12 protein-coding genes are annotated in these 14601 nt (G+C 66.3%); 1 reads left to right on the forward strand and 11 read right to left on the reverse strand.

Annotation, left to right across the window (positions count from 1 at the left end; all coding sequences use genetic code 11):
• Positions 1-157: 157 nt before the first annotated feature.
• The 11 genes from SAS01S_RS19220 to SAS01S_RS19270 form a co-directional block, all read right to left on the reverse strand.
• On the reverse strand, positions 158-919 hold the full coding sequence (locus tag SAS01S_RS19220) for an ABC transporter ATP-binding protein (protein WP_066812491.1): 762 nt from the start codon (positions 917-919) through the stop codon (positions 158-160).
• Entirely contained in the window at positions 888-2297 is a 1410-nt protein-coding gene (locus tag SAS01S_RS19225; RefSeq protein WP_066812492.1) for an efflux RND transporter periplasmic adaptor subunit, read from the reverse strand. Before SAS01S_RS19225 ends, SAS01S_RS19220 begins: the two co-directional genes overlap by 32 nt.
• 4 nt (positions 2298-2301) lie before the next feature.
• A complete protein-coding gene (locus tag SAS01S_RS19230; RefSeq protein ID WP_245657012.1) occupies positions 2302-3705 on the reverse strand; it encodes an efflux transporter outer membrane subunit in 1404 nt (467 codons plus the stop codon).
• A gap of 101 nt (positions 3706-3806) precedes the next feature.
• Positions 3807-5801, reverse strand: a complete 1995-nt coding sequence (locus SAS01S_RS19235; protein WP_066812493.1) for an acetyl-CoA carboxylase biotin carboxylase subunit — start codon at positions 5799-5801, stop codon at positions 3807-3809.
• 19 nt (positions 5802-5820) lie between these two features.
• Complete coding sequence (locus SAS01S_RS19240; RefSeq protein WP_066812494.1) at positions 5821-6171, reverse strand: hypothetical protein; 351 nt, start codon at positions 6169-6171, stop codon at positions 5821-5823.
• Entirely contained in the window at positions 6168-7253 is a 1086-nt protein-coding gene (bioB, locus tag SAS01S_RS19245; protein WP_084239230.1) for a biotin synthase BioB, read from the reverse strand. Before bioB ends, SAS01S_RS19240 begins: the two co-directional genes overlap by 4 nt.
• Positions 7250-9391, reverse strand: a complete 2142-nt coding sequence (gene scpA, locus SAS01S_RS19250; RefSeq protein WP_066812495.1) for a methylmalonyl-CoA mutase — start codon at positions 9389-9391, stop codon at positions 7250-7252. Before scpA ends, bioB begins: the two co-directional genes overlap by 4 nt.
• A 40-nt stretch (positions 9392-9431) precedes the next feature.
• Positions 9432-10226: an enoyl-CoA hydratase-related protein gene (locus SAS01S_RS19255; protein WP_066812496.1), complete on the reverse strand. Its 795-nt coding sequence runs from the start codon at positions 10224-10226 to the stop codon at positions 9432-9434.
• 269 nt (positions 10227-10495) lie between these two features.
• Positions 10496-10915 (reverse strand): methylmalonyl-CoA epimerase, encoded by a 420-nt coding sequence (mce, locus tag SAS01S_RS19260; protein ID WP_066812497.1) that lies wholly within the window; start codon positions 10913-10915, stop codon positions 10496-10498.
• Complete coding sequence (locus tag SAS01S_RS19265) at positions 10912-11448, reverse strand: hypothetical protein (protein WP_157082913.1); 537 nt, start codon at positions 11446-11448, stop codon at positions 10912-10914. The genes mce and SAS01S_RS19265 overlap by 4 nt, the downstream gene beginning before the upstream one ends.
• A 16-nt stretch (positions 11449-11464) precedes the next feature.
• The gene (locus tag SAS01S_RS19270) at positions 11465-12991 is read right to left on the reverse strand and encodes an acyl-CoA carboxylase subunit beta (RefSeq protein ID WP_066812498.1); all 1527 of its coding nucleotides are present in this window, start codon (positions 12989-12991) and stop codon (positions 11465-11467) included.
• 102 nt (positions 12992-13093) lie between these two features.
• On the opposite strand from SAS01S_RS19270, the gene SAS01S_RS19275 reads away from it, so the two are divergent.
• Positions 13094-14500 carry a helix-turn-helix domain-containing protein gene (locus tag SAS01S_RS19275; RefSeq protein WP_066812499.1) on the forward strand — a complete coding sequence of 469 codons (1407 nt, stop codon included), beginning with the start codon at positions 13094-13096 and terminating at the stop codon, positions 14498-14500.
• Positions 14501-14601 lie beyond the last annotated feature (101 nt).

The raw sequence follows: 14601 nt of genomic DNA on the forward strand, positions 1-14601 counted from the left end.
CTGGGGGTGGGGCCGTGCGTCGGGCGATGTGGCCCGCGGATAGGCCCCACCCCAAACCGGCGTCGGGTGAACGATGCCCCGCATCGTTCAGACCATGCCGGGGGCATGGCTGACCCGACGCCCCTAAAGGGGAGGGGCTTAAGAATGATCATGTCCATCATCCCACTCTCTCCCCTTGCCGATGCCCAGCCTCGATCCGTTCGACCAACCCGTCCTTGAAATGGACGATGGTCTTGGCGAAGGCGGCCATGTCGGGTTCGTGGGTGACCATCAGCACGGTGATGCCGGCATTCTTGTTGAGGTCGGTGAGCAATTCCATGATCTCGACCGAGCGTTCGCTGTCGAGATTGCCGGTCGGCTCGTCGGCGAGGAGCACCGCGGGCTGGGTGACGATCGCGCGCGCGATGGCGACGCGTTGTTGCTGGCCGCCCGACAATTCGGCGGGGGTATGATCCCACCATTCCTTCAGGCCGACCTTGTCGAGCGCGCCGAGCGCGGTTTCGCGCCGCTCGCCCTTGGCATCGCCGCGATAGAGCAGGGGCAGTTCGACATTCTCCAGCGCCGAGGTTCGCGCGAGCAGATTGAATCCCTGGAACACGAAGCCGAGATATTTGCGCCGGAGCAAGGCGCGCTGATCGCGGTCGAGCGTTTCGATATGATGGCCCTTGAAGGTGAATTCGCCGGCGCTCGGCACGTCGAGACAGCCGAGGATGTTCATCGTCGTCGATTTGCCCGACCCCGACGGCCCCATCACCGCGACGAAATCGCCCGCCGCGATATCAAGATCGACGCCTTTGAGCGCCTGGAACGCGGTCGCGCCGGTGCCATAGGTCTTGGTGACGCCGCGCAGCCGGATCAGCGGGTCGCCAACATTATGGGTAGCGCCGTCAGCCACCGCGCTGCCCGCCGCCGCCCCCATTGCCGCCGCCGCCCGCGCCCGAGCGCCGCCGGCTGCCGCCCGAGCTGCTGCCGCCCGATCCCGCGAGTTGGCCGGTCACCACCTGCATCCCCGGCTGCAAGTCACCGCCGGTGATCTCGGTGTTCGTTCCGTCGCTGTCGCCAGTGGTGACCGATATCGCCTTCAGGCTGCCATCGGCCTGTTTGACATAGACGCTCTGCTTCGAGCCGCGTTCGAGCGGCGCCGCGCTGTCGCCGCCGCCGCCACGCCGCCGCATCCGGGGCGTGAGCGCGCCGGCAATCCCGCCGCTCGCCTGCGCCGCGGGGGCGCCCGCCGCCTGGGGCTTGAAGCGCAAGGCGGCGTTGGGGACGAGCAGGACGTTCTTCTTTTCCATCGTGACGATGTCCGCGGTCGCGGTCATGCCAGGGCGCAATTGGAAATCTTTATTCTGCACCGCCAATTCCGCGGCGTAGGACACCACCTGACCCGTGGTGCTCGACGTCGTCGAACTGCTCGAGGTCGAGGATTGCGCCGACAGATTGGAGCCGACATCGACCCGAGTGATCGTCGCCGGAAAGGTCTTGCCGGGAAAGGCATCGACAGTGAAGGTCGCGCGCTGGCCCTGCCTGACGCTGCCGACATCGGCCTCGTCGATCGCCACCTCGAGCTTCATCTGACCCAGATCCTCGGCGATGACGAACAGGGTCGGGGTGTTGAAGCTCGCCGCGACGGTCGCGCCCGGCTCGATCTGGCGCGCGAGGACGACGCCGTTGACCGGCGAGCGGATGATCGTCTTGGTCAGCTGAGTCTGGTTCGACGACAAGGTCGCCTGGGCGGCGACGACATTGGCCTGCGCCGCCCTGAGATTGGCAATGGCGCGATCGCGATCGGCGATCGCCTGATCCAACTCGGTCTTGGCGGGAACGCGCCCGCCAGACAGCCGGCTGACTTCCTGAAACCGGGCGAGCGTGGCGGTCGACTGGGCGAGCGTCGCCCGGTTCTGGCCGACCGTCGCGACCGCGGCGTCGAGCGACGCCTTCGACTGGTTGACCGTATCCTGGAAGCGGCTGGGATCGATCAGCGCCAGCGGCTGGCCCTTCACGACGCGGTCGTTGACGTCGACAACGACCTTGGTCACCAGCCCCGACAATTCGGAGCCGACATCGACCTGGTTGGTCGGCGCGAGCTTGCCGGTCGCCGACACGGTGACGGTCAGATTGCCCTTTTGCGCCTGTTCAGTCGCATAGCCCGATGTCGCGGCGCCGCCGAACAGCCGCATCAGCAACAGGATGAGGAGCAGGACGCCGATCGCGATCCCTCCCCACAAGGCATAGCGCTTGAATTTGGACGGCGGGCGTCCGCCGAGGAATTCGTCGAGTTCGGCCTGGTTCGTCGCCATGTTCTTATCCCTGCGGGAGTTCGGGCGGCTTGGTGGCATCCCACCCGCCGCCGAGCGCGAGGTAGAGCGCGACCAGCGCCTGCGCCTGGTCGCCGCGCGCGCCGTTCAAGCCGTTCTGCGCCGAGAGCAGCGCCGCCTCGCTATTGTTGAGCGTGGTGATGTCGGTCAGTCCGGCGCGATACTGGCTGCGCGCGAGGATCGCCGCGGCGTTCGACGCGTCGAGCGCGACCGCGAACTCGCGCTGGCGCTGTTTCGCCGCCTGCAGCGCCTGGAGCGCGTTCTCGACATCCTCCAGGCTGGTCAGCACGGTCGATTTGTAGGCGGCGAACGCGCCCTCGGCGGCGGCTTCCTGCGACCGCACCCGGCTGCGCGTGCGGCCGCCGTCGAAGATCAATTGGGTCAGCCCGGCGAACAGGCTGCCGGTGATGACATTGGCGATGCTGCCGAGCGACGATGCTGCGGTGCCGATATTGCCGGTGATGTTGAGCGCCGGGTAGAGCGCCGCTTTCTGCACGCCGATCTGTGCGGTCGCGGCGCCGAGATTGCGTTCGGCCGAGCGCACGTCGGGGCGTTGGCGCAATATGTCGCCGGGGATGCCGGTCGGAATAGCGGCCGGGCCCATCGGGATCGGCTGCACCGCTTCGAGTTCGGCCTTGAGCGCGCCCGGCGCCTGGCCGGTCAGCACGCCCAGCCGATTCACCGCGGCGGCATAATTCTGTTCGATCGTCGGGATTTGCGCGGCGGTCTGGGCGCGTTGCGCGCGCGCTTGTTCCTGATCGAGGCTCGAGACCAAACCCGCCTGGACGCGGAATCCGGCAATCTCCAGATTGTCGTCCTGGATCGCCAGGCTGTCGCGCGCGATCTTGAGCGCGGACTGATACTGACGGGCGAGGATGTAATTGCGCGCGGCTTCGGACGCGATCGAGGTCTGGACGGTGGCGAGGTCATAGCCCGAGGCCTGCTCGGTCGCCCGGGCGGCCTCGATCGAGCGGCGCGTGCCGCCGAACAGATCGGCCTGGTAACTGGCGTCGGCACCGATCGAGAAATTGTCGCGCGGCCCGACCGAGTCGAGCAAATTGCGGCTATAGCCGGCCGATCCGCTGACCGTCGGCAGCAATGAGGCGCGCGCCTGGACCAGCCCCTCGCGCGCCTGTTTCAACCGCGCCACCGCCTGGGCGATGTCGAGATTGTCGCGCCGCGCGCGGTCGATGATGCTGGTAAGCTCGGTGTCGCCGAACGACGTCCACCAGGTCGAGATATCGGGCAGCGCGCCGCTGGTCGCGGGCCCGGAATAGGTATCGGGCACGCCGAGCGAAGCGCTCGCCGGCGGCTTGTAGTTCGGCCCCACCATGCAGGCCTGGAGCGGCAGCACGACGGTGAGCATCAAGGCGATACGCGACCGTTTCATGAGCGAAAGCATGGCGGCCGGTAGGACAGAGGTCCATCCCCAATGTGTCGCATTTTGTCGCGATCGGGCCGGTTCGGTTCATGTTTCCCCGGACGCGGGGATCATTCAAGCTCCAAGATGACCTGATCGACCGCCAGGCTGTCGCCGGCTTGGGCCGCCAGCGATTTGACCGTCGCCGCTTTCTCGGCGCGCAGGATATTCTCCATCTTCATCGCCTCGACCACCGCCAGCGGTTGCCCCGCCTGGACGGTATCACCTTCCTTGACGTCGAGCCGGACGAGCAAACCAGGCATCGGCGCGATCAGGAATTTGGAGAGATCGGGCGGGATCTTCTCGATCAGATGCTCGGCAAAAGGCGCGACATAAGCGGGCAAGGTGCGCGCGACATGCGACGCGCCGCGCGTGGTCAGCCGGAAGCCGGTCCGCGTGCGCGCGATGCGCACGGTCAGCTCCTCGTCGCCGAGCTCGGCGGTGACGATACGGTCGCCCGGCGTATATTCGAGCGCCAGGTCGAGGTCGTCGCCATCGACCGTCACGCCGTCGGTCGAGATGTCGACCTGATGGTCGTGGCCATCGATCCGCACCGTCCAGGCCGAGGGCGGGCGCAAGCGCTTGCCCAGCTGGCCGTCGATCCGCCGCGCGCGATCGGCCTCGGCGGTGGCGGCGAAAGCGGCGACCGCGGCCAGCGCCTTGAGCAGATCGGGCGTGGCCGGCGCGCCATGGAAGCCGTCGGGATATTCCTCGGCGATGAAGCCGGTGGTCAACGCGCCGTCGCGGAAGCGCGGATGCTGCATCAGCGCCGACAGGAAATCGAGATTGTTGCCCGGGCCATCGATGACGAATTCGTCGAGCGCCGCGATCTGGCGATCGATCGCTTCCTCGCGCGTCGGCGCCCAGGTGATCAATTTGGCAATCATCGGGTCGTAGAACATGCTGACCTCGCCGCCCTCGAGGACGCCGTCGTCGACGCGGGTCCGGCCTTCGACGGCATCCACCTCAGCCGGCGGATCGTACTGCACCAGCCGCCCGATCGACGGCAGGAAGCCGCGATAGGGATCCTCGGCATAGACGCGATTCTCGATCGCCCAGCCGTCGATCCGCACGTCCTCCTGCCCGAACGCGAGCTTCTCGCCGGCGGCGACGCGGATCATCTGCTCGACCAGATCGAGGCCGGTAATCTCTTCTGTCACCGGGTGTTCGACCTGGAGCCGGGTGTTCATCTCGAGGAAGTAGAAGCCCTCACCGCTGGTGTCGGCGCCCGACACGATCAGCTCGACGGTGCCGGCCGAATAATAGCCGACCGCGCGCGATAGCGCGACCGCCTGCTCGCCCATCTTGCGGCGCATCTCCGGGGTGACGAACGGCGACGGCGCTTCCTCGACCACTTTCTGGTGGCGGCGCTGCACCGAGCATTCGCGCTCGTTCAAATAGACGATATTGCCGTGCTGGTCGCCCAGCACCTGAATCTCGATATGGCGCGGGCTTTCGATGAACTTCTCGATGAACACGCGGTCGTCGCCGAACGAAGCGAGACCCTCGCGCTTGGTCGCCTCGAACCCTTCACGCACGTCCTGTTCGCTCCAGGCGAGCCGCATGCCCTTGCCGCCGCCGCCGGCCGAGGCCTTCATCATCACCGGATAGCCGATGTCGGAGGCGATCTTCACAGCCTCATCGGTGTCGGCGATCTCGCCGAGGAAACCCGGGACGACATTGACCCCCGCCGCCTTGGCGAGCTTCTTCGATTCGATCTTGTCGCCCATCGCCGCGATCGCGTTGGGCGGCGGGCCGACGAAGGCGATGCCGGCTTCGGCGCAGGCCAGAGCAAAGCTTTCGCGCTCGGACAGGAAGCCGTAGCCGGGGTGGATGCAGTCGACGCCGGTGATCCTGGCGGCATCGAGGATCAGTTCGGCCTTCAGGTACGATTCCGCTGCCGGCGCCGGCCCGAGCCGCACTGCCTCATCGGCCATCAGCACATGCGGCGAGCGCGCATCGGCGTCGGAATAGACCGCGACCGTCGCGATCCCCATCTTCTTCGCGGTGCGAAACACGCGGCAGGCGATCTCGCCGCGATTGGCGACCAGGATTTTCTTGAACACGCTTTTCCCCGTTCCTGATCTAGTTGATTTGAGGAGGCACGCCGAGCGCCTCCGAGATTTCGGTGCACAGTTCGTCGAAGCGATCAAAGTAGACGGTAGCTAACTCGCTGTCCGTCAAATCGAACACTTCCGTTGTCTTTTGAAGACGAAGGTCCGCCGCGATCTCGGCGGCTTCCGATTTGAACTGTGGGTACAGATCAGCGGCCGTTTCCAAGTCGCCTCCGTTCCGCATTCCGTAGTCGGCGACCCACATGCAATATGTCAGCCGCTCCACAGGTGAGAGTGCATCGATACCCCGTTCCGTCATCTTCTCGATAATTGGATGCCCAGCGTCTTCAAGAAGCCAGGTTTCCCAATCGATGCCGGTCACTCGGCCGCCTCCATGACGATCCGCTGCTCGGCGGCCATTGGTGAGAGCCCAAGCTTCGCGAACATCGCGGCATCCTTGTCCTCGCCGGCGTTACCGGTGGTCAGCAGCTTCTCGCCGGTGAAGATCGAATTGGCGCCCGCGAGGAAGCACAAGGCCTGCGCCGCCTCGCCCATGCTCTCGCGGCCCGCCGACAGGCGCACCATGCTACCCGGCATCGTGATCCGCGCGACCGCGACGGTGCGGACGAATTCGATATCGTCGATCTTGGCGAGCGGTGTGTCGGCCAGCATGTCGCCAAGTACCGTGCCCTTGACCGGCACCAGCGCATTGATCGGAACGCTTTCGGGATGGACCGGCAGGCTGGCTAGCGCGTGGATGAAGCCGACGCGGTCGGCGCGGGTCTCGCCCATCCCGACGATGCCGCCGCAGCAGACGTTGATCCCGGCGCCGCGCACATTCTCCAGCGTCTCGATCCTGTCCTCGAAGCTGCGCGTCGAGATGACGTTGGCGTAATTCTCCGGCGAGGTATCGATATTGTGGTTGTAATAATCGAGCCCGGCTTCGCCCAGAGCCTGCGCCTGGTCGGGCGTCAGCATGCCCAAGGTCATGCAGGTTTCCATCCCCATCTCGCGCACCCCCTTCACCATCTGGACCAGCGCGGGAATGTCCTTGTCCTTGGGGTTGCGCCACGCCGCGCCCATGCAGAAGCGCGACGAGCCATTGTCCTTGGCCTGCGCCGCCGCCTGGAGCACCGCGCGCACGTCCATCAGCTTGGTCGCCTTCAGACCGGTCTCGTGGCTCGACGATTGCGAGCAATAGCCGCAATCCTCCGGGCAGCCGCCGGTCTTGATCGACAGCAGCGTCGACAGTTGCACCTCGTTCGCCGCGTGGTGCGCGCGATGCACCTCGGCCGCGCGGAACACGAGTTCGGTGAAGGGGAGGTCGAACAGCGCGGCGATTTCGTCGCGGGTCCAGTCGCTGCGCGCACCGTGCTCCTGCGCACGCAGGAGCCCAGGGTCACGGGCGGGTCGCTCTGGGCTCTGGGCTCCTGCTTTCACAGGAGCACTGAAAAAGTCATTCATTCCGCAGCCTCTTCTTCAGGGGGCATGTTGTGGCCGAGCAGACGGAGGACGTCCTCCGCTGCTTTGATCAGATTGGTACCGGGACCGAAGATCGCCTGCACCCCAGCTTCGCGCAGGAACTCGTAATCCTGCGCCGGGATCACGCCGCCCGCGATCACCTTGATGTCGGCGCGGCCGGCGTCGCGCAAATGGCCTATCAGCTCGGGGATCAACGTCTTGTGCCCGGCCGCCAGGCTCGACGCGCCGACCACGTCGACATCGCTGTCGAGCGCGAGCATCGCGGCTTCCTTGGGCGTCTGGAACAGCGGCCCGGGCACGACTTCGAAACCGAGATCGCCGAACATCGAGCTGACCAGATTGGCGCCGCGATCATGCCCGTCCTGCCCCATCTTGGCGACGAGCATGCGTGGGCGGCGGCCGAGCCGGCGCTCGGTCGCGGCGACGCCCGCCAGCAGATTGTCCCAGCGCGCATCCCGGTCGTAGGCGCCGCCATAGACGCCCGACACCGGGGTCGGCTTGGTGCCGTAGCGCCCGAACACGTCCTCCATCGCCGAGGAAATCTCGCCCAGGGTGGCGCGCTGGCGAGCGCAGTCGACCGCAAGACCGAGCAGATTGCCGTTGCCCTTGGCACCCTCGCGCAACGCATCGAGCGCCGCCCGGCACGCCGCTTCGTCGCGCCCCGCCTTGCTGCGCTTGATCCGCGCGATCTGCGCGTCGCGCACCGCGTGATTGTCGACGTCGAGAATGTCGAGATCGTCTTCCTCAGCGAGCCGGTATTTGTTGACCCCGACGATCACGTCCTCGCCGCGGTCAACCCGCGCCTGGCGCGCTGCCGAGGCTTGCTCGATCATCGCCTTGGGCCAGCCCTGGGCAACGGCATTGGCCATGCCACCCTCCCCGTCGACGCGCTCGATGATCTCCCAGGCGCGATCGTACAATTCCTGGGTCAGCGCCTCGACATAATAGGACCCGCCGAGCGGATCGACGACATGCGTGATCCCGGTCTCTTCCTGCAGCACGATCTGGGTGTTGCGCGCGATGCGGGCGGAGAAATCGGTCGGCAGCGCGATCGCTTCGTCGAGCGCGTTGGTGTGGAGGCTTTGCGTCCCGCCCAGCGCCGCCGCCATCGCCTCGACCGTGGTGCGGATGACGTTATTGTACGGATCCTGCTCCTGCAGCGAGACGCCCGAGGTCTGGCAATGCGTGCGCAGCATTTTCGAGCGCTCGTCCTTGGCGCCGAGGTCGCTCATCACGCGGTGCCACAGCTTGCGCGCGGCGCGCAGCTTGGCGACTTCCATGAAGAAGTTCATCCCGATCGCGAAGAAGAACGACAGCCGCCCGGCGAATTTGTCGATGTCGAGCCCCGCCGCCATCGCCGCCTTGGCGTATTCGCGGCCGTCGGCGATGGTGAAAGCGAGTTCCTGGACCTGCGTCGCCCCGGCTTCCTGCATATGATAGCCGGAGATCGAGATCGAGTTGAACTTCGGCATGTGCGCCGAGGTGTAGGCGATGATGTCCGCGATGATCCGCATGCTCGGCGCCGGCGGGTAGATGTAGGTGTTGCGGACCATGAACTCCTTGAGGATATCGTTCTGGATGGTGCCGTCGAGCTGCGCCTGGGGCACGCCCTGTTCCTCGCCGGCGACGATGAAGAAGGCGAGGATCGGGATCACCGCGCCGTTCATCGTCATGCTGACCGACATCTGATCGAGCGGGATGCTGTCGAACAGGATCTTCATGTCGTCGATCGTGTCGATCGCAACGCCCGCCTTGCCGACATCGCCGGTCACGCGCGGATGGTCGCTGTCATAGCCGCGATGGGTGGCGAGATCGAACGCGACCGACAGGCCCTTCTGCCCCGCCGCGAGGTTGCGGCGGTAGAAAGCGTTCGATTCCTCGGCGGTCGAGAAGCCGGCGTATTGCCGGATCGTCCAGGGCCGCCCGGCATACATCGACGCCCGCACCCCGCGCGTGAACGGGGCGAAGCCCGGCAGGCCGGGATCGATGCCGGCGACATCCTCGGCCGTGTAGAGCGGCTTGACCGCGATCCCTTCCGGCGTGTGCCAGATGAGGTCCTTGCCCTTCACTTCCTTGGCGGCGAGCGCCTTCCAGTCGTCGGGAGTCGGGTTGGTCGTCATGATCGTATCCGGCCCCCGAAAGGGCGCTCCTGTTGGTGGCTCAGGCGCCCTTGAACTCGGCCTTGCGCTTCTGGAGGAAGGCCATGCCGCCTTCCATCGAATCCTGCGTCGCACGCGCAGCGCGTTGGTTGTCGGCCTCGCGCTGCATCGCCGCGGCGTAATCACTTTCCAGCGCCTCGTGCAGTTGGCGGCGCATCATGCCGAGCGCGACGGTCGGGCCCGCGGCGAGCCGCTCGGCCAGCGCCAGCGCGTCGGCGTCGAGCGCGTCGTCGGCGACCTGCTTGTGGATCATACCCCAATCGACCGCCTTGGCGGCAGGCACGCGCTCGCCCAGCATCATCATTTCCGACGCCCGCGCGCGCCCGATCAGCCGGGTCAGCATCCAGCTGGCGCCGCCGTCGGGGACCAGGCCGATATTGACGAAGGCCTGGAGGAAATAAGCGGTGTCCGACGCGACGCAGAAATCGGCCGACAGCGCCAGGCTGCAACCGATCCCGGCGGCGGGTCCGCGCACCGCGGTCACCACCGGCACCGACAGATCGGCGATCGCCGCCAGCGTGGGATTGTAGCTGCCGGTCAGCGCGTCATAGGTCGCCTGGCCCGGATCGACCCCGCGCTCGCTCGCCATCAAGGCGCCGCCGCCGACATCGGCCCCCGAGCAGAAGGCACGGCCCGCCCCGGTGATCAGCACCGCGCGCGCGCCACCGAGATCGGCCAGGGCCTCGCGCATCTCGACGAACATCGCCGGCGGCGCGGCGTTGAGGCGATCGGGACGGTTGAGCGTCACGACCAGCACGTCGCCCTTCCGCTCGGTCAGTATATGTTCGTAGGCCATTCGTCCTCCCGTTCCTCCTCTCCCCTTGTGGGAGAGGATAGCGAAGCTTGGCAGCTCGCCGCCTAGCGCAGCTTGGTGAGGGTCCGCGAAGCGGAGCTTCGCGCGGTCGCTCAAGCGACCGCATACCCCTCACCCAGCTCCGACTAGGGCCGGCTTCGCCGACCCAAGTCTGCGCAACCAGTTCGGGGTAAACATTACCCCGTAATGTTTAGGCCATGCCGGGGGCATGGCCGACCCCGAACTCCCACAAGGGGAGAGGGAGTTAAGCTTCAATGCCCCTCCTTGGGCGTCTCCATGATCTCGGTCAGCACCCCGCCCATGTCCTTGGGATGGACGAAGAAAATCGGTGTGCCGTGTGCGCCGATCCGCGGCTCGCCGAGCACCTTTGCGCCCTTGCCCTCGAACCACGCCTTGGCTTCCAGGATGTCCGCGACCTCGTAACAAAGGTGGTGCTGGCCGCCAGCCGGGTTCTTGTCGAGAAAGGCCCTGATCGGCGACCCCTCACCCAGCGGCTCGATCAGCTCGATCTGCGTGTTGGGGGTGTCGACGAAGCACACTTTCACTCCTTGGGCGGGCAGATCGAACGGATCGTGGATCACGGTCGCGCCCATCACCTCGCGCCAATAGGGAATGGCGTCGGCGATCGAGGGCGTCGCCACTCCGACATGGTTGAGGCGGCCGAGCTTCACTGATCGTCCTTCTTGCCCTTCTTGGCATCCTTCGGGTCGGGCACGCGGACCGGCGCCTGGCCGAGCGTATAGCCGCACGCCGCCAGCACCGTGGTGATCGGCTGTGCGCTGGTTGGGCCAGTGAAGGTCGCATCGACCGGCTCGCCGGTAGTCGTGGTGGTATGGACCTTGATCGTCTTGGCGGTGGCCAGAGCGGTGGTCAGCGTGGTCACCGCGACATCGTCGCGCTGAAACGCGCCCTGCGGCACGAATTCCCAATTGTCGATCATCGGCGTGTTGGCGTCGAAAGTCAGCGACACCGGACGCGCCGGCGGCCCGCCGAGCGGGGTGCGGCTGAACAGCTGGACCGAGACGACCTTCGCCTTGCCCGCGTCGCAACGCACGACGAGCTTGGCGTTGCCGTCGGCCGACGGCGCGCTGGTCACCGTCGTGGTGATCGTCGGATCGCTGCTGGGGCGCGGCGTCACCGTCCACGGCGCGACCGCCGCCGGAGCGGGCGCGGCCTGGAGCAACAAAGCGAGGATTGAGATCATTGGGGCAGGCCTTTCGTCAAAGCGGAATGTTGTCGTGCTTCTTCCACGGATTCTCGAGGCTCTTGTTGCGCAGTTTGCGCAAGCCCAAAGCGATGCGCCGACGGGTCGAATGCGGCTGGATCACTTCGTCGATGAATCCCTTGGCCGCCGCGACGAACGGATTGGCGAAACGCGCTTCATATTCGGCGGTGCGTTCGGCGATCTCTTCGGGGGTACGGCCGCGGAAGATGATCTCGACCGCGCCCTTGGCGCCCATCACCGCGATCTCGGCGGTCGGCCAGGCGTAATTGAGGTCGCCGCGCAGATGCTTCGACGCCATGACGTCATAAGCGCCACCATAGGCCTTGCGCGTAATGACGGTGATCTTGGGCACGGTCGCCTCGGCATAAGCGAACAGCAATTTGGCGCCGTGCTTGATGATGCCGTTATGCTCCTGCGCGGTGCCGGGCAGGAAGCCGGGGACATCGACGAAGGTGACGATCGGAATCTCGAACGCGTCGCAGAAGCGGACGAAGCGCGCCGCCTTTTTCGACGAATTGATGTCGAGCACGCCGGCCAGCACCATCGGCTGGTTGGCGACGACGCCGATCGTCCGTCCCTCGATCCGCCCGAACCCGCAGATCACGTTGCCGGCATGTTTGGGCTGGATTTCGAAGAAGTCGCCTTCGTCGACCGTCTTCCGGATCAGCTCATGCATGTCATAGGGCTGGTTGGCCGAGGCCGGGATCAGGGTGTCGAGGCTGTCCTCGATCCGGTCCCAGGGGTCCGACGACTGGCGCTCGGGGACGGGTTCGCGGTTCGAGGCGGGCAGGAAGTCGATGAAGTCGCGCGCGGCGAGCAGCGCCTCGATATCATCCTCGAACGCATTGTCCGCGACCGAGGTCTTGGTGGTGTGGGTGATCGCGCCGCCGAGCGCTTCCTGCGTCACCACTTCGTTGGTCACCGTCTTGACCACGTCGGGACCGGTGACGAACATGTAGGAGGAATCCTTCACCATGAAGATGAAGTCGGTCATCGCCGGCGAATAGACCGCGCCGCCGGCGCACGGGCCCATGATCAGCGACAGCTGCGGGACCACGCCAGAGGCGAGCACGTTGCGCTGGAACACTTCGGCATAGCCGCCGAGCGAAGCGACGCCTTCCTGGATGCGCGCGCCACCCGAATCGTTTAGGCCGATCACAGGCGCGCCGACCTTCATCGCCATGTCCATGATCTTGCAGATCTTTTGCGCATGGCGCTCGGACAAGGAACCGCCGAATACGGTGAAGTCCTGGCTGAACACGAAGACCAGCCGACCGTTGATCGTGCCCGATCCGGTGACCACGCCGTCGCCCGGAATGATCTGATCCTGCATGCCGAAATCGACGCAATTATGCTCGACATACATGTCGAGCTCCTCGAACGATCCCTCGTCGAGCAGCACGTCGAGCCGCTCGCGGGCGGTCAGCTTGCCCTTGGCGTGCTGGGCGGCGATGCGTTTCTCTCCGCCGCCCAATCGGGCCGCGGCGCGCTTCTTCTCGAGTTCGGCGATGGTCGACGACATGGAGACTCCTTCAGGACCCGACCTCTTTCCCCTAGCAGCCTGCCTTCGCAACTGTAATGTTGCAAACTTGCTGAGGGTAGGTTTGCAAACTATTCCCCGTCCATGGCCGAAGGCATTCGCCGCATCTTTGCCGGACACCGGATCCGCGCGCTGCGCCAGCGGCTCGGCCTGAGCCAGCGCGCCCTGGCGACGCAGCTGTCGGTATCGGTCAGTTATTTGTCACAGATCGAGAATGGCGACCGCCCGATCACGCCATTGGTGATGGTCGCGCTGGCCCGCGCCTTTCCCGCCGATTGGGAGACGATCGCCGCGGCCGACGAAGGGATGCTGCTGGTCGACGCGATCGAAGCGTCGAGCGATCCCAGCGTTCCCGATGCGCGGCTCGACGAAGCGACGTTGCGGCGCGGGGCGCGGCAACAGCCGCAGCTCGCCCGGCGCATGGTCGCGCTCCACGCCGCGTTTCGCCGATCGCAGGAGCAGTTGCGTGCGTTCGACGACCGGTTCGAGGCCGGCGCGGCCGAAGCAGCGCGCTTTCCCTGGGAGGAAGTGCGCGACTGGTTTCACGCCGAGCGCAATTATGTCGACGCGCTCGACCGCGCGGCCGAGGCGATTGCCGAGGAGATGGGCGAGGATGCGATCGACCGTAGTGCGCTCGAGGCGCGGCTCGGCCGCCGCTTCGGGATCAACGTCGTCGCCGACCGCGAACTCGGCGGGCCGGTGCGCGCTTACGATCCCGATGCACGGCTGTTGCGGCTCGACCCGGCCTTGCCCGAAGCGAGCCAGCGCTTCGCCCTCGCGCACCAATTGGCCCGGCTCGAATTCGCCGAATTGATCCGCGACATCGCCAGCGACGGGATCGCCTCCGATGCCGGGCGCGCCTTGCTCGCCGCCGGGCTGACCAATTACGCCGCGGGCGCGCTGGTCATGCCTTATGCCCGCTTTCGCGCCACAGCGCGCGAGCTGCGCCACGATATCGACCGGCTGAGCCTGCGGTTCGGGGTCAGTTTCGAACAGACCTGCCATCGCCTGTCGACGCTGCAGCGACCGGGCGCCGCGGGCATCCCGTTCTTCTTCTGCCGCGTCGACATGGCGGGCAACATAACCAAGCGGCATTCGGCGACGCGCTTCCAGTTCGCGCGGTTCGGCGGGGCGTGTCCGTTATGGGGCGTGCACGAAGCGGTCGCGATCCCCGACCGCATCGCGGTCCAGCTCGCCGAGACGCCGGACGGCACGCGCTACGTCTCGATCGCCAAGGGATTGGTCAAGCCGTCGGGCAGCTTCACCCGCAGCCCGCGCCGCTATGCGGTGACGCTGGGCTGCGAGGAAACGCATGCCGCCGATTTCGTCTATGCCGACGGCCTCCGCGCCGACGACGTCGCGACGCCGATCGGCGTGTCGTGCCGCATCTGTCCCCGCCGCGATTGCGACCAGCGCGCTTTCCCCCCGGCGGCGAGCGAGATCCACATCGATCCCGATGCGCGGGGACCGGTTCCGTATTCCTTCGGTTAGGTGTGCGCGTCTTAATCCTCCCCCGCCAGGGGGAGGTGGCAGCCGCAGGCTGACGGAGGGGGAGGAAGCACGAGGATAGGTGATCGCCATCCGCCCCCTCC

Origin of the sequence: Sphingomonas asaccharolytica NBRC 15499 (genome assembly GCF_001598355.1) — a bacterium.
In the GTDB taxonomy this organism is placed as follows: Bacteria; Pseudomonadota; Alphaproteobacteria; order Sphingomonadales; family Sphingomonadaceae; genus Sphingomonas; species Sphingomonas asaccharolytica.

What these genes read in the sequence shown, in the direction of transcription:
- bioB (WP_084239230.1), bottom strand. Translation starts at nt 7,253, where the DNA reads ATGAATGACTTTTTCAGTGCTCCTGTGAAAGCAGGAGCCCAGAGCCCA.
- SAS01S_RS19265 (WP_157082913.1), bottom strand. Translation starts at nt 11,448, where the DNA reads ATGATCTCAATCCTCGCTTTGTTGCTCCAGGCCGCGCCCGCTCCGGCG.
- SAS01S_RS19275 (WP_066812499.1), top strand. Translation starts at nt 13,094, where the DNA reads ATGGCCGAAGGCATTCGCCGCATCTTTGCCGGACACCGGATCCGCGCG.
- SAS01S_RS19270 (WP_066812498.1), bottom strand. Translation starts at nt 12,991, where the DNA reads ATGTCGTCGACCATCGCCGAACTCGAGAAGAAGCGCGCCGCGGCCCGA.
- SAS01S_RS19230 (WP_245657012.1), bottom strand. Translation starts at nt 3,705, where the DNA reads ATGAAACGGTCGCGTATCGCCTTGATGCTCACCGTCGTGCTGCCGCTC.
- SAS01S_RS19220 (WP_066812491.1), bottom strand. Translation starts at nt 919, where the DNA reads ATGGGGGCGGCGGCGGGCAGCGCGGTGGCTGACGGCGCTACCCATAAT.
- scpA (WP_066812495.1), bottom strand. Translation starts at nt 9,391, where the DNA reads ATGACGACCAACCCGACTCCCGACGACTGGAAGGCGCTCGCCGCCAAG.
- SAS01S_RS19255 (WP_066812496.1), bottom strand. Translation starts at nt 10,226, where the DNA reads ATGGCCTACGAACATATACTGACCGAGCGGAAGGGCGACGTGCTGGTC.
- SAS01S_RS19225 (WP_066812492.1), bottom strand. Translation starts at nt 2,297, where the DNA reads ATGGCGACGAACCAGGCCGAACTCGACGAATTCCTCGGCGGACGCCCG.